Source organism: Actinocorallia herbida (assembly GCF_003751225.1).
Classification (GTDB): Bacteria; Actinomycetota; Actinomycetes; order Streptosporangiales; family Streptosporangiaceae; genus Actinocorallia; species Actinocorallia herbida.
This window is the reverse complement of record NZ_RJKE01000001.1, coordinates 3765519-3784706: the sequence shown is the minus strand read 5'-3', so window position 1 is coordinate 3784706 and position 19188 is coordinate 3765519. Positions and strand designations below refer to the sequence as shown.

18 protein-coding genes and 4 tRNA genes are annotated in these 19188 nt (G+C 73.5%); 11 read left to right on the top strand and 11 right to left on the bottom strand.

Annotated elements, in window-relative coordinates; all coding sequences use genetic code 11:
* Positions 1 to 2 precede the first annotated feature (2 nt).
* Complete coding sequence (locus EDD29_RS17585) at positions 3 to 647, top strand: TetR/AcrR family transcriptional regulator (protein WP_123665447.1); 645 nt, start codon at positions 3 to 5, stop codon at positions 645 to 647.
* A 51-nt stretch (positions 648 to 698) separates the two neighbouring features.
* Here the strand turns inward: EDD29_RS17585 and EDD29_RS17580 are convergent.
* The 7 genes from EDD29_RS17580 to uppS form a co-directional block, all read right to left on the bottom strand.
* Positions 699 to 774 (bottom strand) — tRNA-Asn (locus EDD29_RS17580).
* A gap of 5 nt (positions 775 to 779) precedes the next feature.
* Positions 780 to 855, bottom strand: a tRNA-Met gene (locus tag EDD29_RS17575).
* A 50-nt stretch (positions 856 to 905) separates the two neighbouring features.
* Positions 906 to 978: transfer RNA gene (locus tag EDD29_RS17570), tRNA-Arg, on the bottom strand.
* Positions 979 to 1110: 132 nt separating this feature from the next.
* Positions 1111 to 1182: transfer RNA gene (locus EDD29_RS17565), tRNA-Trp, on the bottom strand.
* Positions 1183 to 1361: 179 nt separating this feature from the next.
* A complete protein-coding gene (locus EDD29_RS17560) occupies positions 1362 to 1967 on the bottom strand; it encodes a hypothetical protein (RefSeq protein ID WP_123665446.1) in 606 nt (201 codons plus the stop codon).
* A gap of 137 nt (positions 1968 to 2104) precedes the next feature.
* A complete protein-coding gene (locus EDD29_RS17555; protein ID WP_123665445.1) occupies positions 2105 to 3520 on the bottom strand; it encodes an oxygenase MpaB family protein in 1416 nt (471 codons plus the stop codon).
* 1 nt (position 3521) lies between these two features.
* Complete coding sequence (gene uppS / locus EDD29_RS17550; RefSeq protein ID WP_246052825.1) at positions 3522 to 4241, bottom strand: polyprenyl diphosphate synthase; 720 nt, start codon at positions 4239 to 4241, stop codon at positions 3522 to 3524.
* 441 nt (positions 4242 to 4682) lie between these two features.
* On the opposite strand from uppS, the gene EDD29_RS17545 reads away from it, so the two are divergent.
* Both EDD29_RS17545 and EDD29_RS17540 read left to right on the top strand, forming a co-directional pair.
* Entirely contained in the window at positions 4683 to 5042 is a 360-nt protein-coding gene (locus EDD29_RS17545; protein ID WP_123665443.1) for a hypothetical protein, read from the top strand.
* Complete coding sequence (locus EDD29_RS17540) at positions 5039 to 7081, top strand: hypothetical protein (RefSeq protein ID WP_148085992.1); 2043 nt, start codon at positions 5039 to 5041, stop codon at positions 7079 to 7081. The genes EDD29_RS17545 and EDD29_RS17540 overlap by 4 nt, the downstream gene beginning before the upstream one ends.
* Before the next feature lie 50 nt (positions 7082 to 7131).
* On the opposite strand, the gene EDD29_RS17535 is transcribed toward EDD29_RS17540, so the two are convergent.
* Together EDD29_RS17535 and EDD29_RS17530 are read right to left on the bottom strand one after the other, a co-directional pair.
* On the bottom strand, positions 7132 to 8496 hold the full coding sequence (locus EDD29_RS17535; RefSeq protein WP_148085991.1) for a hypothetical protein: 1365 nt from the start codon (positions 8494 to 8496) through the stop codon (positions 7132 to 7134).
* Positions 8489 to 10114 (bottom strand): NAD(P)/FAD-dependent oxidoreductase, encoded by a 1626-nt coding sequence (locus EDD29_RS17530; protein ID WP_123665440.1) that lies wholly within the window; start codon positions 10112 to 10114, stop codon positions 8489 to 8491. The genes EDD29_RS17535 and EDD29_RS17530 overlap by 8 nt, the downstream gene beginning before the upstream one ends.
* A gap of 512 nt (positions 10115 to 10626) precedes the next feature.
* On the opposite strand from EDD29_RS17530, the gene EDD29_RS17525 reads away from it, so the two are divergent.
* The 3 genes from EDD29_RS17525 (at position 10627) to EDD29_RS17515 (ending at position 12687) form a co-directional block, all read left to right on the top strand.
* Positions 10627 to 11718 (top strand): DUF2157 domain-containing protein, encoded by a 1092-nt coding sequence (locus EDD29_RS17525; protein WP_170201448.1) that lies wholly within the window; start codon positions 10627 to 10629, stop codon positions 11716 to 11718.
* A complete protein-coding gene (locus EDD29_RS17520; RefSeq protein ID WP_123665438.1) occupies positions 11715 to 12176 on the top strand; it encodes a GDYXXLXY domain-containing protein in 462 nt (153 codons plus the stop codon). Before EDD29_RS17525 ends, EDD29_RS17520 begins: the two co-directional genes overlap by 4 nt.
* A gap of 64 nt (positions 12177 to 12240) precedes the next feature.
* Positions 12241 to 12687, top strand: coding sequence for a hypothetical protein (locus tag EDD29_RS17515; protein ID WP_123665437.1), 447 nt, complete (start codon positions 12241 to 12243; stop codon positions 12685 to 12687).
* A 142-nt stretch (positions 12688 to 12829) separates the two neighbouring features.
* Here the strand turns inward: EDD29_RS17515 and EDD29_RS17510 are convergent, their stop codons facing one another.
* On the bottom strand, positions 12830 to 13390 hold the full coding sequence (locus EDD29_RS17510) for a hypothetical protein (protein ID WP_148085990.1): 561 nt from the start codon (positions 13388 to 13390) through the stop codon (positions 12830 to 12832).
* 254 nt (positions 13391 to 13644) lie between these two features.
* Between EDD29_RS17510 and EDD29_RS17505 the strand changes: the two genes are divergently transcribed.
* The 4 genes from EDD29_RS17505 to EDD29_RS17490 all read left to right on the top strand — a co-directional run bounded on the left by EDD29_RS17505 (position 13645) and on the right by EDD29_RS17490 (position 17464).
* The gene (locus EDD29_RS17505; protein ID WP_148085989.1) at positions 13645 to 14199 is read left to right on the top strand and encodes a hypothetical protein; all 555 of its coding nucleotides are present in this window, start codon (positions 13645 to 13647) and stop codon (positions 14197 to 14199) included.
* Positions 14200 to 14304: 105 nt separating this feature from the next.
* A complete protein-coding gene (locus EDD29_RS17500; protein WP_246053418.1) occupies positions 14305 to 15669 on the top strand; it encodes a PepSY-associated TM helix domain-containing protein in 1365 nt (454 codons plus the stop codon).
* Positions 15670 to 15752: 83 nt separating this feature from the next.
* The gene (locus EDD29_RS17495) at positions 15753 to 16280 is read left to right on the top strand and encodes a copper chaperone PCu(A)C (protein WP_123665434.1); all 528 of its coding nucleotides are present in this window, start codon (positions 15753 to 15755) and stop codon (positions 16278 to 16280) included.
* Positions 16280 to 17464, top strand: a complete 1185-nt coding sequence (locus tag EDD29_RS17490) for a Dyp-type peroxidase (protein ID WP_123665433.1) — start codon at positions 16280 to 16282, stop codon at positions 17462 to 17464. The genes EDD29_RS17495 and EDD29_RS17490 overlap by 1 nt, the downstream gene beginning before the upstream one ends.
* A gap of 179 nt (positions 17465 to 17643) precedes the next feature.
* On the opposite strand, the gene EDD29_RS17485 is transcribed toward EDD29_RS17490, so the two are convergent.
* A complete protein-coding gene (locus EDD29_RS17485; protein ID WP_123665432.1) occupies positions 17644 to 18537 on the bottom strand; it encodes a DUF4437 domain-containing protein in 894 nt (297 codons plus the stop codon).
* An 82-nt stretch (positions 18538 to 18619) separates the two neighbouring features.
* On the opposite strand from EDD29_RS17485, the gene EDD29_RS17480 reads away from it, so the two are divergent.
* On the top strand, positions 18620 to 19180 hold the full coding sequence (locus EDD29_RS17480) for a TetR/AcrR family transcriptional regulator (protein ID WP_123665431.1): 561 nt from the start codon (positions 18620 to 18622) through the stop codon (positions 19178 to 19180).
* The last annotated feature ends 8 nt before the right edge of the window (positions 19181 to 19188 follow it).

Sequence of the window (19188 nt, the reverse complement as noted above, 5' to 3'; positions counted from 1 at the left end):
CCATGGGCATCGTCAAGGGGCTGCTCCACCGGGTGCGCACCGCGCCGCCGCTGGTCGACGGCACCGCGCAGCGGGTCCTGGAGGCCGCCCTCCGCCAGGCCGAGGACTTCGGGGTCCGCCGCTTCACGGTCGACGACGTGGCCCGCCGCTGCGGCCTGTCCCGGGTGACGATCTACCGCTATTTCCCCAAGAAGGACGCCCTGCTCGACGCGCTCCTCATGAGCGAGATGCGGAGCTTCCTCACCAAGGCCGACGCGGTCGTCGCCGCCCAGGCCACGCCGGAGGCCCGGCTCGTCGAGGGGCTGCTGTTCTGCCTCGACTTCCTGCGCTCGCACCGCCTGCTGAACCGGCTGCTGCGCACCGAGCCGGAGTTCATCCTCCCCCACCTCACCACCCGCGCCGAGCCCGCCATCGCCGAGGCCCGCGCCTGGATCTCCGACCAGGTGCGCGCCGAGGTCGCCGCGGGCCGCCTCACCGTCCCCGACCGGGACATCGACACCTTCGCCGAACTCGTCGTCCGGCTCGTCATCTCCTTCACCCTCACCCCGGAGACCGCGATCCCCCTTGACGACCCCGCCGCCCGCCGCCGCCTGGTCGACCTCTACCTCGCCCCCTTCGTCCGCCACTACACCCCGCCACGGACCTGACCGATCCCGCCGCCGACGCGCGGCGGACGGGCGCGGCGGACGGGTCGCGCGTGGCTCCGGTGGCAGGGCTCGAACCTGCGCCTGACGGGTTAACAGCCCGTTGCCCTGCCGACTGGGCGACACCGGATGGCGAAGCGCGGGCCGGATTCGAACCGGCGGTCTCAGGCTTATGAGGCCTGCGGGGACGACCGAGCTCCCCTACCGCGCCATGGCGGGCCCATCGCACGGGAGCGGGAGAGCCTCATGCGATGGGTCCTGCGCCCGCGCCAGGATTCGAACCTGGAACCGTCCGCTTCGTAAGCGGGTGCTCTCTCCATTGAGCTACACAGGCCGGTGGAACCGAGGACGACGGCCGCCGAATATCTCACGGCACCGATCCTCAGCACGAATTCCTCCATTTCCGCGCCTTTCTTCGCGGCGGAGCATAGGTCCCTTCACTCCGGCCTTCGGGTGGGGTGATGCGCACGGGCGGCAGGAGTCGAACCTGCTACGCGCGGTTTTGGAGACCGCCGCTCTACCGTTGAGCTACGCCCATCTGTCGTGCTGAGTCCATGGTGCATCCCGAGGGCCGGGGAAGTCATCTGATTTTCCCACCTGCGCTTTCCCGGCTCGCCGAATGGCGCACCGGTCGTTCCGCGAAAGAGCGGAAATGGTTCTCCGACACGCCTCGGCCCGCCTCCGCGGCGGGCCGAGGCGGCGTCCGGGGGTGCCGGGTCACCCGGTAGGCCCGGACCGGAGACGTGCGATGGCCTCCGCGTACCGGGCGTCCTGGTATGCCTCGGGGTGGAGGGCGAGCGTGGGCTCGGTGAGGTCGGCCAGGGATCGCGGGGACAGCGAAAGGCCCAGGGCGGCGAGTTCGGCGCGGTAGTCCGCGTAGGTCCCGTCATCGCGGCCCGCCCAGTACGAGACGACGGCCTCGGTGAGGGTCGCTCCCGGCATGGGTTCGTAGGTGCCTTCGGTGTCCAGGAGGACGATGGGCGCCGGACGGTCCGCGGGCTCGGCCGGGTGGAACCAGTACCCGAGCAGGAAGTCCTGGGCCAGCTCCACGACGAAGCGAAGGTACTCCGCGGTCTCCGTCATCGCCGCGACGTTCGCCATCAGGTCCGGATTCGCCCGGTCGGCGGCGCTTAGGTAGGAATGGTCCATCAGGACGTGGGTCGTGCCCGGTTCGAGGATCCGCACGCCCAGCTGCTCGACGAGCCCCGGCCTGCCCTCCCAGGTCTCCGTCAGCACCGTCCGCAGGTCCTCCGGCACCGGCCTGCCGCCCAGCCGCACCCGCGCGAACTCCGCGAGCCGCCGCGCCACCCCGCCCGATTCCATGGATCTCCTCCCGTGTTCTCGACGACGGCGCCCAGGTTAGGGGCGGACCGATCCCGGTCCCCAGGGGCAGCGGTCCCACGATGTCCCGGGACCCTCCGTGCGCGGAGGGTCCCGGGCAGGCCCTTCGGCGTCGGGGATCAGGTGCGGGTGAGGAGGTCGTCGTAGGCGTCGGAGTGGTGGCGGCCCGCCATGAAGGTGAGGAACTCGCGGGTGAAGGCGCTGCGGGTGAGGGCGGCGGGGCCGGCGGAGGGGTCGTGGTCGAAGGTGGTGCGGAAGAGGACGCGGTACTCGTCGGGGGTGATGACCTGGTCGCCGTCGGCGTCCGCGGCGTCGAAGAGGACCTCGGCGATGTCGATGAGGGCGCGGCCGGGGAGGGTGGTGGCGGTGGCGTACTCGTGGGCGTCGATGCGGCCGTCGCCGTCGGCGTCCAGGGCGGTGCGCAGCTCGTCCCACCAGGCGGCGAAGGCGGTGAAGAGGCGGTCCTCGCCCTGGGCGTCCAGGTCGAGGCGGGAGGCGATCTCCCGGGCCATCGCGGCGAGGTCGGGCCAGTCGAGATGGCCGTCGCCGGTCTGGTCGAGGACCTCGGCGAAGAACCGCACCGCCGAACGGCGGGCCGAGCCGTCGCCGCCGGACCGCGCGGGCAGCGGGGCGACCAGGCGCACCAGGGCGCCGACCTTCCCCGCGTGGTCGCGCAGCGAGTCCACCACCGGCGAGACGGCGCCGGAGTCGAGGTTCAGGACGTCCATGAGCACCTCGGTCCTGGTCCAGGCCGACGGCAGCAACCGCGTCGCGAGCCCGGCCGTCAGATAGGCGCCGTGCATGAGCACGCCCGCGCCCGGGACCGCGGTGAGATACGCCTGCCGCCGGTAGGACTCCGGCAGGGACGCGACGGTGATCGCGGTCGCCACCGGACCGGCGAGCGCGCGGATCGCCGCCCACGCCGCGGGGTGCTCGCGCAGCAGCGGCGGCGCGGGCACCTCGGCGAACAGCCGGTACAGCACGGCGTGCACGGCCTCGGTGTTCTCCAGGCCCTCCTCGATCGTCCGGTCGTAGTAGGGCCAGAACTCCTCGAGGGTGGCGGGCAGGCTGCCGCCGTCCTCGTCGCCCATATGGCCGAGAAAGGCGCGGAACTCCGCGTAGAGCTGCTCCTGCTCCTCCCTGTCCAGGGGCTGCCCGCCCAGCCGGCACATGGTGACCGTCGACTCGAACAGCGACGCCACCACCCAGGCGCGCGCCTCCGGATCCATCGCGTCGTACGGGCGGCCATGGGAGTCGGTACCGGAGATCCGCCCGTGCAGCCGGTTCAGCCGGGCCGTCTCCTTGTCGCGCGTCCCCTCGTCGCCGCTGACGATCCGCTGAGTGCTGACGACGGTGTTGCGCAGCCGCCGCCACGGATGCGCCACGAACGTCGAGTGCTCGACCAGGGCCGCGCCGATCTGCGGGTGCGCCGCCTCGAGGATGCTGGCGCGCGTCGCGGCGAGCCCCCACCTCGCCTCGCCGCACAGCTTCTTGAGCAGGGAGGCGCCGTCGAGGAGCGCGTCGGTCTCGGTCATGTCATGCCTTTCCCGTCGGAGTCGGTACACGAACGGAGCCGAAGCGGCGATCGCGCCCCTGGTAGGAGTCGAGGCAGTCCCGGAAGTCCGCGGCCCGGAAGTCGGGCCACAGGACCTGCGGGAACGTCCATTCGGCGTAGGCCACCTGCCAGAGCATGAAGTTGGAGATGCGGTGCTCCCCCGACGTGCGGATCACCAGGTCGACGTCGGGGGTGTCCGGATAGGGCAGGTGGTCGGCGAAGCTCGCCTCGGTGACCTGCTCGGCGGGCACCCGGCTGCGGATGAGGGACCGCGCGGCGCGCACGATGTCGCGCCGCCCGCCGTGGTCGAAGGCGACGGTCAGCGTCATCCGTGTGTTGTCGCGGGTCAGCGTGGTCAGGTCGGCGATGTCCCGGGCGAGGTCAGCGGGGATCCTGAGGTCGGCGTCGCCGAGGAAGCGGCAGCGGATCCCCCGCGCGTGCAGCGCCAGCGCGTGCTTGCGGATGGTCCGCCGGACCAGCCCCATCAGGAAGTCGACCTCGCCGTCGGGCCGCCGCCAGTTCTCGGTGGAGAACGCGAACACGCTCAGCCACGGGATGCCCGCCGCGTACGCCGCCTCGACGACGTCGATGATCGCCGTCTCCGCGGCCTTGTGCCCCGCCGTCCGCGGCAGCTCCCGGCGCGCCGCCCACCTCCCGTTCCCGTCCATCACGCACGCCACATGGCGCGGCAGTCCCGACACCGTGCACCAGCCTCCCCCCGGAACCCCGCGCGCCGAAGGCCCGAATCCGCTCACCCGGACGCCGCGGAACGGCCCTTCCGTCCCCCGCCCGTCCCGAGACGTGCTGACGCGCTCCGGAAAACATAACCCACCCAAAGTCACCATTCGTAGCCCTAAGTAACGCACCCCGCGCCAGACTTCTCTCACCACCCCGCCACCGCCACTCCGGCCCCCGGAACCCCACGCCCCGGCCCGGCCCGGCGGCGGGATCCCCGGTGACGGGCTCTCCGAGAGCCCGTCACCGGGTCCATGAGCACGACCCGGCGCGGAGTGCGCGATGTCCCGTGTGGAACCGGCCGGGACACGGCGTTCCGCCGCGGAGGCGCGCGCCGCCGCGGCCGACGCCGAACACAAGGCCGCCCGCGCACCCGTAGAGCCGCCCTGTGGGCCCGTGCCCTGGGCGTGCTCGCCCGGCGCGTCGCCGAGACCGGGCGGATCGCCTCCGACACCGTGGCCCACTGGACCGCGAACTCCCCCGACATTCCCCGGCGCGGCCGCACCCTCGACGTCGAGGACCGCATCCGCGCCGCCTACCGGCTCCTCGCCCCAGCGCCCCAGGGCTTCATCGACATCCGCGACCTGCGCGCCGCCCTCCCCGACCTCCCTCACGCCGCCGTCACCACCACCCTCACCGAGATGCACCGATCGCCCCGCCGCGCCGCTGGAGGAACGCACCTGGATCGTGAATTCCCATCTGCTGATTTTCCGGTCCGGAGTCTGGGTAGGCTCAGCCGTTTGTCGGAGATGGGAAGTTCTGGGTGAAACGTTTTGCGGGGCTGGTGGTCGCCGTCCTGGCGGTCGTGCCGTTGCTCTGGGCGCCTGCCTCGGCGGCCGGGGCGAGCAGGGTCGTGCTGATCGGGATTCCCTCCTTGCGGTGGGCCGACGTCCAGCCGGGGCGGGCGCCCCATCTCCGAAGGCTCGCGGCACGAAGCGCGGTCGGACTGCTGTCCGCCAAGAGCATCGGGCACAGCACCTGTCCGATGGACGGCTGGGCGACGGTCTCCTCGGGGAGCCGGGCCGCGACGAACCTGTGCGCCGGAGAGCCGAACGTCGAGTCCGACGGGCAGGGCGCCGTGGTCGAGGACATGCCCTCGATCGGCAGGTACGTCGACTCCCTCGGCTTCCCCTCCAGGATCGGCCTGCTCGGGGACGCCGTGCACCGGTCGGGCGGCTGCGTGTCCGCCGCGGGGCCCGGCGCCGCCCTCGGCGGGGCCGACGCCTCCGGGCGGATCGACCGCTACAGCGCCGACCCCGCCGCCGCGAACGTGACGGACTGCGCCGTCACCCTCGTCTCCTTCGATGATCTCGTGCACCGCGAGGGCGAGCGCCGACGCGACGCCACGCGCCGGGTGGACACCGCGATCGGCGCCCTTCTCGCCCGGATCCCCGAGGGGACGACCGTGGTGGTCGCCGGGATCTCCGATCACTGGGGCGTCCCCCGCCTGCGGGCCGTGCTGGCCTCCGGCACCGGATTCGACCGCCGGTCCCTGGGCTCGGCCTCCACCCGGCAGCCCGACGTCGTGATCCTCCCCGATCTCACCGCGACGGTGCTCGACGCGGCCGGGATCCAGGCCCCCGACACCCTCGTCGGCACCCCGGCGCGCGCCGGCGGCGGCCCGCATGAGCGGCTCGGCGACGAGATCCGCCGTCTCAACGTCCAGGCGGCCGAAGGCGAGGTGCTCAAGCGCGTCTCCTTCGGCTTCCACCTGGGCTGGGTCATCGCGCTCTACACCGTGTACGCGCTGGGCGTCGTCGCCCTGCGGCGGCGCGGGCGGTGGCTGCCCGCGATCAGGGCCGCCGCGCTCGCCGCCGCCGCGCTGCCCGTCTCGACCTACCTGGTCAACCTGCTGCCCTGGGCCGCCCCACCGTGGTCCGTCGACCCCGGCGCCGCGCTGGTCGGCGGGGTCCTGCTCTGCGACGCGCTGATCACCACGGCCGTCCTCGCGGCCACCCGGCGGCGTTCCGCGCTCGCGCCCGTCCTCGCGGTGGCCGGGCTGTCGGCCGCGGTGCCGGCGGCCGACCAGCTCTTCGGGATGAACCTCCAGGTCAACAGCCTGATGGGCTACTCGCATCTGGGCGGCTGGCGCTACTTCGGCATGGGCAACGTCGGATTCGCCGTCCTCACGACCGCGACGCTCCTGGCCGCGTCGGTCCTCGCCCAGCGGACCCACGACCGAGGACGGCCCGGGGCCGCCCTCGGCGTGATCGCAGGACTCGGCGCGTGCGCCGCGCTCCTCGACGGGCTTCCCCTGTGGGGCAGCGATTTCGGGGGAATGATCGCCTTCATCCCCGGCCTCGCCGTGACGCTCCTCGTCGCCTCGCGGCGGCGGATCTCGGCCGTCAAGCTCGCCGTGCTGGCCGCCGTCACCGCGGCCGTCGTGCTCGCCGTCGCCTACGCCGACAGCCTCCGCCCGGCCGCCGACCGCACCCACATCGGCCGGTTCGTCCACGACCTGCTGAACGGAGACGCCGGCCCGGTCGTCGCCCGAAAGCTCACCGTGATGACCCGCAGCTTCACCGACCTCAGGTTCGCCCCGCTGGCCCTCACGGCGGTCCTCTTCCTCGTCCTCCTCCTGCGCGGCCCGGCCAAGGACCTGCTCGCTCGCGCTCCCCTGTTCCAGGCGGGGCTGCTGGGCGCCGTCACCACCCTGGTCGTCGGCACGCTGGCCAATGACTCCGGCGTCTCCATCCTCACCCTCGGCCTCACCGTCCTCGTCCCCCTCACCCTCGCCGCCACCACCCGAAACCTGGCTTCGGAACCCGCCGCGCCTGCCCCGAAACCGCGCGGCCCCGTCCCTTGATCCCTCGTCCTCCCGGACCGCGAAGGCCGGACGTGCGCGGACCGCGCGCGTCAGGGGACGGCCGAGGTGAGGACCGGGACGGCGGTGGCCAGCAGGGCGGACAGGAGCCAGAGGGCGGGGGCCGCGGAGAGGGTCTGGTCTCGGCGGGCCTCGACGCGGCGGGCTTCGGCCTCACCGCGCGTCAGCCACCAGGGGTTCGCACGGTTCTCCAGCCACTGCTGGGTGACGCCGAGGGCCGCGCCGTAAACGAGATGGCCGACGAGCGCGGGAAAGGCGAGGGCCATGGCCGCGGCGTTCCAGCGCAGAGGCTGGTCGAGCAGGGCGGGCAGAAGGGTGAGCGCGCCAAGGAACCACCACAGGAGACCGTAAGACAGGCCCCAGCCCAGTCCGGAGGCCAGGTCGAAGGCTCTACGCCGGAAGAGCAGGGCGTAGGAGACGCCGATGAGCTGGGCCACCACCAGGTGGACCACGACGGCGAGGACGATGCCCTCCCCGCCGACCAGGCCCGCCACCTGGGAGAGCGAGCCGGTCTGCGCCCAGGCGAAGGCGAACACCGTGCCGCCGACGAGCCCGGCCACGATCCCCGAAAGGGTCGCCTGGAGGCCGCGGGCACCGGATCCCTCGTCGTGCAGGGCCCGGACGTCGTCCACGAGGAAGGCCCGGGAGAGCAGGCCGAGCCAGGAGAAGACCAGCGCGATGCCCGCGCCGAGCAGGACCTGGCCGGGCAGTTCGCCGACGGCGTCCACGACAGCGCCCGCCGACCAGTCGAGCCCTTCGCCGCGCAGCAGGGGCGGCAGGGTGAGGGCGGCGACCACCCACCAGACGAAGCCGTAGCCCACACCCCGCACGACGGCGGGTCCGGTACCCTCGCGGCGGCCGGAGAACAGCAGCGGGTACCCGAGCCCGGCGAGCGCCCCGACGAGCAGGAGGTTCGTCGCGGGGAGCAGCACCAGTGCCGCCGCCAGGCCCGCGACGAGGCCGCGTACCAGCGGGCCGGGGCGCAGGTGCGCGCGCGGGTCGGGACGGGCGAGCAGGCCGAACGCGAGGGCCGTGACCGCGCCGAACGCGAGATGCCCGAACAGGCTCGGCAGCAGCGACCGGGCGGCGGGCAGGGTCCAGGCGACCTCCCCGCCGGTGAGCAGCGGCAGGAGGGTCAGCGGCCCGAGGTACCACCAGAAGGCGCCGTAGGCGAGGCCCCAGAAGAACAGCTCGCTGCCGTCCACCCGGGCCGCGACGACCCCGAACCCGGCGCCGACCGCCGCGGCGATGGCCAGGTGCAGCACGAGGCCGACGGCGGGCTCGTCGGTCCGGACGAGGGAGGCGACCGTGGGCAGCGCGCCGTAGGAGGCCATGCACCCGCCGAAGACGAGACCGCCCACCACCCCTGCGCCAGCGCCGCGCGCCGCCTCACGCATCGCGGCCCGCCGTCAGGTCGCGGGGGAAGACCAGGTCGAGCGACCAGTCGAAGAGCACACGCACCCTTTTGTCCGCGCCGGGCAGTTTGGCCAGGTAGATGCCGCGCCAGAGGAACCAGGCGGCCAGGCCGGACAGGCGCAGCCCGCGGATCTCAGCGGCGGCGGTCCGGTGCCCGAGCAGGCACAGGATGCCGATGGCCCGGAACACGAACTGCTCCGGCTCGCGGCCTGCCAGGACGGCGCCGATGTTGTCCGCCGCCTTCCTGCCCTCGCGCAGGGCGTGCTGGGCCGTCGGCGGGTAGGGGGCGCCGGACGGATCGGGGATCCGCGCGCAGTCGCCCACGGCCCACACGTCCGCGGCCCCGTCGACCCTCAGCGCGGCGTCGGTCTTGAGCCGGTCACCCGACAGGAGCGGCCCCGGCTTGTTGCCCGCGGTCCACACCAGGGTCTGCGCGGGGATCTCGGTGCGGTCGGTGAGCCACACGGCGCTGTCCGCGGCCTCGGCGACCCGGACGCCGAGGCGGAAGCGGATGCCGCGGGCCTCCAGGCGCTCGCGCGCGTACGCGCCGAGCGAGGCGGGCATCTCGGGCAGGATGCCGTCGCCGGAGTGCACGAGCGTGAACGCAGGCTCGGCCGGGTCGATGCCGGGGTAGTGCCGCAGCACGCCGTGGACGAGGTCGAACAGCTCGGCGACGGTCTCCGCGCCGGCGAACCCGCCCCCCGCGACGACGAACGACAGCTGGCGGCGGCGCGCCCGCGGGTCGCTCTCCTGCTCGGCGAGGTCGAGCAGCGCGAGGACGTGGGCGCGCAGCCGGGCCGCGTCGCCGAGGGTCTTGAGGGTGAACGCGCGCTCCTCGACGCCCGGCAGGCCGAAGAACGCGGGGGCCACGCCCGTGGCGATCACGAGGTGGTCGTAGGAGAGCTCCTCGTCCCGATGGCCCCCGGTGCGCAGCACGACGATCTTGCGCCCGGCGTCGATCCGGACGACCTCGCCCCGCCGGAACCTCGTGTGCGGCGCGCACGCCCGCACCGGCGCCCCGATGTGCTGCGCCTCGAGCGCGCCGCCCGCGACCTCGGCGAGCATCGGCGTGAACAGCAGGAAGGGCGAGTCGCTGACCAGGGTGACGTCGACCGCGGCGCCCCGCCTGGCCAGCCGTTCGAAGCGCTGCGCCACCGCCACCCCGCCGAAGCCCCCGCCCACGATGACGACCCGTGCCGGACGCGCCGGTTCCCCGGGCCGTCCCTTGCGCACGGGAAGGACCCGGGTGATCGGTCCGGCGAGCAGCCCCGTCAGCCCTCCGGCGAGCACCCCCGCGATGAGCCGCGGATAGGGCCCGGCCACCCCTTCCAGGCTCCAGGACAGGCTCCCGCCCTGCGCCAGCCGCTCGAGGCTCATCGCCCCCGCGAACCACGCGAGCAACCCGAGCAGCACGCCCAGCGCGACCATGCCCTCCGGCCGGTGCCTCCCCGACCACCCGACCGCGCACCCCGTCAGCACCGCGATCACCGCGAACGCGGCGAGCTCCGCGACCGACACGCCTTCCTGTGCCGCCAGCGGCACGCACACCACCGCGCCGCCCAGCAGCCCGGCCAGTCCCCCGCCCACGACCCAGCGCATCCCGCCATCATCACCCACCGACCGTCACCGCCACCGGCGTAGGCCGGACCAGGCCAAACGTGAAACACACCCCGAACGGCGACGCCACGACGCACCGTACGGACCCACCACGTTGATCCGGGCGGCACAAGCAACCGATCAACGGTGCCACGGACGGCCCGAGGACGCGCGAGCGGCGACCGGGGAAGCACCGCGCGGGCCGGTCGGCCGAGCCACACCGCGATGCGCGGGCCTTGCGGACAGCCGGACGCGGGGCGGTGGCCGGGGAGTTCCGCGGACCCGGGCGGCGGTGCCGCGAGGTGCCATGCGGGAGTGGCGGGGGCCAAGGGTGCCTTGTGAATCTGAGCGGCGGGCCGGGAAGCACCACGGACCCGGCCGACGGTGCCGCGAGGGGCCGCGGCGGGAGTGGCGGGGCCAAAGGCCTTGGGGATCTGAGTAGGAGTACTCATGACGCGGGCCGGGGCGGGGGCGATGCTGGGGGGATGGACAGGGTGCGGGTCTCGAGTGGGCGGTTGACGTGGTTGCGGCGGGAGATCGCGGTGTGGGAGGCCGAGGGGGTGATCGGGCGGGAGGCGGCCGAGGCGATCGCGGCGCGGTACGAGGCGGGGCGGAGGCTCGCGCTGGAGCGGATCGCGCTGGTGCTCGGGGCGTCGTTCGTCGGGGTCGGGCTGCTCTGGGTGGTCGCGGCGAACTATGAGCGGATGCCGCCCTCGGTGCGGTTCGCCGGGATCGTCGCCGTCTGGCTGGGGGCGGTCGCGGCCGGTCAGGTGGTCGCCGCGCGGTCCGGCGGGTCCGTCGCGGCGGCGGTCAGGGTGATCGCGGTGTGCGCGGCGGGCGGGGTGGTCTTCCAGGCGGCGCAGAGCCTCCAGGTGCCCGCGGGGTCCTCCGGGCTGCTGGGCGCCTGGGCGGGCGGTGCCCTCGCCTACGCCTACGCGACCCGGGAGAGGGCGATCCTCGTCGTCGCGGCGGGCCTGACCGTCGGGTGGTACTGCTGGTGGGCCGCCGAGCGGGCCGCGAGCCACGGGACCGTCGCGATGGCGATGCTCGTGGCGGCCGCGCTGGTCACGGCCCTCGCCGTCCTGCACGAGCGGCCGCTTCCCGACCTCGCCCCGGTCTGGCGGCCCGTGGGGGTGCTCCTCGCGCTCGTGGGTCTGTTCATCGTCGCCTTCCCGGACCAGGACTTCCGGATCTCGGGGCCGCTCTGGGCGGGGGCGGGCGTCGCGGCGGTGCTGTGCGCGGCGGCGGTCTTGCGCGCGCCCTCCGCGTGGGCCGAGATCGCCGCGGTGCTCGCCGTGCTCGGCGCGGGCCTGGTGCTCGCCGTCTGGGATCCCGACGGGTCCGGGACGATCCGGGCGGTCGCGGGGATCGCCGTCTACGTGGTCGCGGCGGCCTGGTTCGCGCTGCTCGGCACGTCCAAAGGGCTGCCGGGCGTGACGCCGCTGGCGACCGCCGCGCTCGTCCTGTTCGTCACCACGCAGAGCTTCGCGATCTTCGCCCCGCTGTTCTCCGGCGCGGCGCTCTTCCTCGTGCTCGGCGCGGTCCTCCTCGGCACCGGCGTGGCCGCCCACAGGGCTCGCCGCCTCATCACGGAGGTCTCCCGATGAAGAAGTCCTCCCTCGCCGTCGCGGCGGCCGTCCTCGTCCAGGCCGCCCTGGCCGGCTGGGCCGTCCGGCCCCAACTGTGGGCGTTCGCGGCGGGCGCCCAGATCCGGCTCGCCGCCACCCCGGTCGACCCGATCGACCCGTTCCGCGGCGCCTACGTCGAGCTCGACTACCCCGGGCTTCCCGACGAGGCGGCCGGGTCGGGCACCTATCACGTCCCCCTCGTGCGCGAAGGGGCCCTGTGGAGGGGCGGCACGCCGACGCGTACCCGTCCGTCCGCCCCTTACCTGACCTGCGCCTCCCACGGCGGCACCCTCGACTGCGGTCTCCGCACCTTCTTCACCTCCCAGGACCGCGCCCGCGCGCTAGAGCAGTCCCTCGCCTCCGGCGGCCTCACCGCGGTCATCCGCGTCACCGATCACGGCGAGGCCGTCATCACCGGCCTCGAACCGCCCCCCTGACGGCCCGGAAATGTCAGTGCGGTTCCGTACCCTGACGGGAGACCCGGCCGAAGGGAGCGATGCCATGGAACCCGACTTCTTCGAACACGTCGGCGAGGTCGTGCGCGGCGCCGCGCCACGCGATCTGGGGCCGCTCCGCCTCGTCGTGCACCGCAACGGGGTCAAGGTGTGGTTCGGAGATCCCGCCCCCGCCAAGGAGCACTACGAAGCCCAGCTGATCAGGGCGGATCTCGTCGAGGACGCCCGCGAGCAGGCACTGGAGATCGGCTTCCACACCGAGCATCCCAAGCCGGCCGACAACGAGGCGGTGCTCCGGCGCCTGCTCGACCATGAGGACCGGTGGCGTCCGGCACTCGGCGCCGAACCCGTCGTCGGCCCCTTCCTCGGACCACCGGCCTGGCGTCGGATCTCCGAGCTGTGGCTCGACCCGGAACCCGACGCCGACCTCGCCTTCGAAGCCGGAATCCGCCTAACGGACTACCTCAAGAACCTCGAACCCCACAGAACCTGAGGGCCACCGCCAAGCCTCCCGCCGCACTGTCCTCCCCGACCGTCACGCGCCGCAGGCGGGCCGCCGCCGAGGCGCCCGCCGCCCTGCCCCACCGCAGGTGCGCCGCAGCCCCCGTCCGCAGGGGCGAACGGGGGCTGCGGGGTCAGGAGGCAGCGAGGGCCCGCCACTGGTGGGCTTCGCCGGGGATCTCCGAGAAGGTGGCATAAGAGAGGACACCGGACAGGCTTGCCGCGCCCAGGTAGGCGGGGACGTTGCCGGGTCCGTCGAGGTTGACGAGCAGGAGCCGGTTGAAGTCGGGGGACCACTCGGTGCGCCACGACCAGAACCTGCAACTGGTGACCGTGGGGACTTGCGCGGTGGCGTCCGCGCGGCGCAGGCATCGGTCGGGGCCGTCGGGGTTGAACGCGGAGATGTTGAGCACCGACGTGCAGGGGGTTCCCGTCGCGGCGTTGCACTCGATCTCCCAGATCTGAGAGATGCTCCCGTCGCAGGCGGCGATCGCGGCCTTGCCGAAGAAGGCGCTCTTGGTCAGGCACCTGCCCGCCGCGTCCTGGAACCGGTAGTGGACGAGGCGCCGCACCGTGTCGGACTCCGCGGCGACGGCGCTCGGCGCGCCTCCCGTGAGCACCGCCGACACCGGCAGCGCCACGGCGAGGAACGCCGCCGCCCTTCGCCCCCCGCTCGATCCGCGCTCGATCGACATCGGCACCCCTCGCCTCCGCACATGTCCGCTCCGCTGCGCCGACCCTAGGCACGCCGCGCTGGGCGGGCCCGGGGCCCACGTCCCTTTTCGGGTCCCGGGTTCCACCGGGACATCAGGCATGCGGGAGGTGGGCTGCGGGCTTGAGTGATCCGGGTCGTGTTCGGTGCGCCGACGGGCGGCGCGGACCAGGTGCTTCGGGGGGAGGATTCGGTGTGCGGGGGCCACGGGGGCCGCGGGGTCGTCATAATGGGCGGGTGCGACCGGACTGGGGTTTGCGCCTGCTGCGCGCGACGGGGTTCGGTTCGGTGTGCACGGTGATCTCGGCCGGGGCGCACTGGTACGGCGGCGGGGCGTTGATCGGGCCGGGGGCGTTCGCGCCGGCGGTGCTCGCGCTGACGGCCGGGGCGTTCCTGCTCGTCGGGCGGGAGCGCGGGATGGGCGTGATCCTTCCGGCGACCTTCGCGGCCCAGTACGGGCTGCACACGCTGTTCGGCGAGCTGTATCCCCCGGCGGCGGTCGAGGCCCTCGACGGGTCGGGCCTGGTCACGATGGACCACACGCACGGCTCGATGCTGCTCAGCCACGTGATCGTGGCGCTCCTGTCCGCGGCCTGGCTGCGCCGGGGCGAGGAGCTCTTCTGCTCCCTCGTCCGGCGCCTCGGGGCCCGGATCCTCCGGCTGCCCAGGCCCGTGCTCCCGGCGACCCCGTTCGGCAAGGCGCCGGTGCCGGCTCCGGTGATGGTGCGCGTCTCCGTGGCGGTCGTCACCGAGGTCTCCCGGCGCGGGCCGCCCGCGGCGTTCTCTCTCTGACCTTTCCCCTTTTGTCAGGCCTTCGGCGCGCATGCCGGAGGCCCATGGCCGTGTGGCCGGGTGCCCGCGCGCCATGAGAGACCGCCATGGAGACCTTCGTTGTCCGTGCACTCCCCCACGCCCGTCCAGCCTGCGGCTGAGCGGTCCACCAGGCCCGCCTCCGTCGGCGGGCTCCAGGCGCTCGCGTTGCGCCTGCACTTCTACGCGGGCGTGCTCATCGCGCCCTTCCTGCTCGTCGCCGCCGTCACCGGGTTGCTCTACGCGTGCTCCTGGCAGGCCGAGAAGATCATCTACGCCGACCGGCTGGCCGTCCCCGTCTCCGGGGACCGCCTGCCCGTCCAGCGGCAGGTCGACGCCGCCCGGGCCGCCAAGCCCACCGCGACGGTCCTGGCCGTCCGGCCGTCGGTGGAGGACGGGGCCACCACCCGTGTCCTCATGGACGCCCCCGGCCTCGGCGAGTCGGAACGGCTCGCCGTCTACGTCGACCCGTACAAGGGCGAGGTGAAAGGCGAACTCGTCGTCTACGGCGGGTCCGAGGCCACCCCGTTCCGGGCCTGGATCTCCCAGCTGCACCGCCACCTGCACCTGGGCGAGCCCGGCCGCTACTACAGCGAGACCGCCGCGTCCTGGCTGTGGGTCGTCGTCCTCGCGGGCCTCGTCCTGTGGATCTCCCGCACACGCAGGCGCCGCCGCGACCTCGCCGTCCCGGATCTGAAGGCGAAGGGCCGCAAGCGCACCCTGTCCCTGCACGGCACCGTCGGCATCTGGGCGGCGGTCGGGTTCCTGTTCCTGTCCGCGACCGGGCTCACCTGGTCGGCCAACGCCGGAAAGCGCGTCGACGTCCTGCAGACCAAGCTCAACGGCGTCACCCCGACCCTCTCCGGCACCACCACGGCCCACCACGGCTCCGCCGCCGGCGACGGCCACGACCACGCCTCCTCGGTCGACCTCGACGCGATCCTCGCGTCCGCCGATCTGGACGGCCGGGTAGAGGCCGTCTACCCCGCGAAGGCCGACGACGCGTTCGTGGTCAAGCAGACCGACCGCGCATGGCCGATCCGGCAGGATTCCAAGGCCCTCGACCCCACGACCGGCGAAGTCCTGGACACCCTCCGCTTCGCGGACCATCCACCGCTCGCCAAGCTCACCGCGATCGGTATCTCCGCCCACATGGGCGCCCTGTTCGGCCTCGCCAACCAGATCCTGCTGGCCCTGCTGGCGCTCTCGCTGATCGTCCTGATCGTCCTGGGCTACCGGATGTGGTGGCGGCGCGGCAGGCACGGCTTCGGCCGCCCGATCCCGCGCGGCGCCTGGCGCGGCGCGCCCCGTCGGCTGCTCGCGCTCCTGGCGGCGGGCGCCCTCTTCGCCGCCTGGCTCATCCCCCTGTTCGGCTGCACCCTCTTCGCCTTCCTCCTCATCGACGCCGTCGTCGGCGCGATCAAGAAGCGCGGAGCCCGGGTGGACGGCTGAGGCGGCCGCCTCTGCGGCGACCTTCACGAGGTCGCCGCCGAGGCCCTCTGGCCTTCCTCACTTCTCCCCCAAGGAATCTCCTCATGGACAAGCGTCTGATCGTCCCCACCCTCAGCCTCCTCGCCCTGCCGATCGCGGCCTGCGGTGCCGAGGGCACCACCACCGAGGCGGCCGCCTCCGCTCCGTCGGCCACCGCCTCGGCGCAGGCGCCCGCGGCCGCCCTCACCGTCACCGACCCATGGGTCAAGATCGTCGACAAGGGCATGACCGCGGCCTTCGGCACGCTGAAGAACACCACCGGCGCCGACGTCACCGTCGCCTCCGCCGCCACCCCGGCCTCGGCCGTGGTCGAGCTCCACGAGGTCGTCGGCGACGGCGGCGAGATGCAGATGCAGCCGAAGGAGGGCGGCTTCGTCGTCCCGGCCGGCGGCAGCCTGGAGCTCGAGCCGGGCGGCCTCCACCTCATGCTCATGGACGTGCAGGAGCCGCTCAAGGCCGGTGCGGAGGTCGCGTTCACCCTCACCCTGTCCGACGGGTCGAAGATCGAGTTCACCGCGCTCGCCAAGGAGTTCAAGGGCGGCAACGAGAACTACACGGGCGGCGGCCACTGATGGACCGGCAGACCCTGACCCGGCGCGGCCTGTTCGTCGGTGGGGCGGTGGCGGCGGGCTCCCTCGCCGCCGCCGGCGGCCACCTCGCGGGCCGCGGCGGAGGCCCGGAAACCCCGGCCCCGAACGGCCTCCCGGAGCGCGAGCCGTTCCATGGCGTGCACCAAGCGGGTGTCTCCACCTACCCGCAGGCGCACGCGGTGTTCCTCGGCCTCGAGCTGAGGCCGGGCACCGACCGCGAGGCCCTCGGCCGGCTGATGCGGCTGCTCACCGACGACGCCCGCCGCCTCACCGAGGGCCGGGCGGGCCTGGCCGACGCGCAGCCGGAACTCGCGGCGATCCCGGCCCGCCTGACCGTGACGTTCGGGTTCGGCCCCGGCCTGTTCACCGCCGCGAAGCTCGAGCACGAACGGCCGCTCACCGCGCTGCCCGCCTTCAGGACCGACCGGCTCGAAGACCGGTGGACCGGTGGCGACCTGCTCGTCCAGCTTCGCTGCGAGGACTCCGTCACCCTCACCCACGCGCTCCGCCTCATCGCCAAGGACGCCCGCGCGTTCGCGACGGTGAAGTGGACCCAGCGGGGCTTCCGGAGGCCGGAATCGTCCCAGGAGGTCGGGCAGACCCAGCGCAACCTCATGGGCCAGCTCGACGGCACGGTCCAGCCCACCGACCTCGACCGGGCCGTCTGGATCTCCAGCGGCCCGGAATGGCTGCGCGGCGGCACCCTCGTGGCACTCCGGCGAATCCAGATGAACCTCGAGAAATGGGATGAGGCCGACGAGGCGGCCAAGGAGTTCGCGATCGGCAGGAAGATCACCGACGGTGCCCCTCTGACGGGGCGGAAGGAGCACGACGAGCCCGACTTCCAGGCCGCGGACCGCTTCGGCCTCCCCGTCATCGACGCCGCCGCGCACATCCGCCTGGCCCGCGTCGACGACCCCGCCCAGCGAATGCTGCGGCACGGCTACAACTACGACGACGGCCTGTCCGACGACGGCGTGGTCGAGTCGGGCCTGCTGTTCGCCGCCTATCAGGCCGACCTCGCCCGGCAGTTCATCCCCGTCCAGCGGCGCCTCGCCGAGGCCGACCTCCTCAACCTCTGGACGACGACGATCGGCTCCGCCGTCTTCGCCCTGCCCCCGGGTTGCGGCCCCGACGGCTGGATGGGCGAGACCCTCCTCGCCTGACCGACCGGGAACACAGCGAGCGCCCTGCCCCGGCAGGGTGCTCGCTGTGTTCGTCCCGACGGCGCCGGGACGGGCGCCGCGACGCCGGGCGGCCAGCTCGTCTCAAGGCCGACGGGATCCGGCCACCGCTCCCGGCACCCGGTCTGCGGGCGCGGGTACCGGCCGGGACCGGACCTGGGTCACTGGTAGGAGGGATCCTGCCAGGGGCCGATGCTGCGGGAGCGGACCGGCTCGACGTACCGGGGACCGACGCTCTGCGGGAATCCGTCGCCCCAGTTCGTCGGGTCGCCGGTCATGACGACGCGGGCATCGTCGGTGTACCAGTCGACGAGGTCGGCGTCGGAGCGGACGATCCAGGTGCAGCCGAGCTCGGCGTCGGCGGTGAAGTCGCCGTGCCGGATGAGGGCGGGCCGCCAGAAGTAGGTGCCGGGCCACATCCTGCCGTAGTTGTAGTCGAAGCCGCCGTCGAGGCAGTAGGCCTCCTCACTGCACGGGTGGTGGGCGAGCGGCTCCTCACGCCAGCCGGGCTTGGCCTTGATGAGCCGTGTGTAGAAACCGGTCTTCTCGTCCCGGTGCAGCAGCTTGATGTAGAGGCCGGGCACGGGGGTGCCGCCGAGGTCGAACCGCATGGGGCTGCCGTCCGCGACATCGATCCACGGCATCGCCGCGGTGTCGAGGACGACGAGGGCCTGGTCGTCGCGGACTCCCGGCAGGCTTTCCGCGGCGAGGTCGAAGTGCCAGTCGCCGTACTCGCGGAACAGGAGGATCTCGGTCCCTTCGGCGGCGGACACGGGAGGCGTCCAGACGCCCGCGGGAGCGGTCCAGTATCCGCCGGCGCCCAGGACGGTGCCGCCGACGGTGACGCTGCCGGACAGCACGTACCACTCGGTGTCGGCCCTGTGGACGCCCGCGGGCCGCGACCAGTCGGAGGCGAACCGGACCTTGAGGGAGGCCGACCCGTCCTCTTCGTCGTAGCTGAGGTTGCGCTGCTCGGCGGCACCGGTGGCGTGCTGGAACTCCGCAAGGTGCCAGATGAGGTCGCGTTCGTCGACGAGTTCCACGTGCGGGCGCATGGGCCCTCCTTCACGTCCAGGGGTTTGCGGTGCAGAACGTACCGTTAATTGAATTCCGGGACAAGTTGTAGTGTTAACCCTCGTGACCAGACCAGGACGCCCCACGGGACCCACCGGGGACACCACGGCCGTCGTCCTCACCGCCGCCCTCGAGCTGCTGCTGAGCGAGGGCGCCGCCGCGCTGACCCCGCAGCGACTGCACACCGTCACCGGCGTTTCCCGCTCGACGGTCTACCGGCATTGGCCGTCGCCGCGGTCCGTGCTGGAGGCGCTCGTCGCCGTCGCCCCGCTCACCCCGCGCGAGCCGGCCGGGGACCTCGGCACCGACCTGCACGCCGAGGTCGACCGGCTCTGCGACAGGCTTCGCGACAGACCCGTCGGCGGGATGCTCCAGGCGCTCGTCGCCGCGGTCGCGCTCGATCCGTCGGTGGCCGACCTGCGCCGCCGCTACATCACCGACCTCTTGGCGCCCTTCCACGCCGCGCTCGGCGACGCTGCGGTGCCGGAGGACGAGGCCGAGGACGTCGTCACCTCGGTCATCTCGCCGCTGCTGGTCGACGCGCTGCTCCTGGGCCGCGCGCCGGGGCGCACGAGAGCGCACCGGACGATCGACGAGTTCCTCGAGGGACGCGCGCGCCGGTGACGGACCCC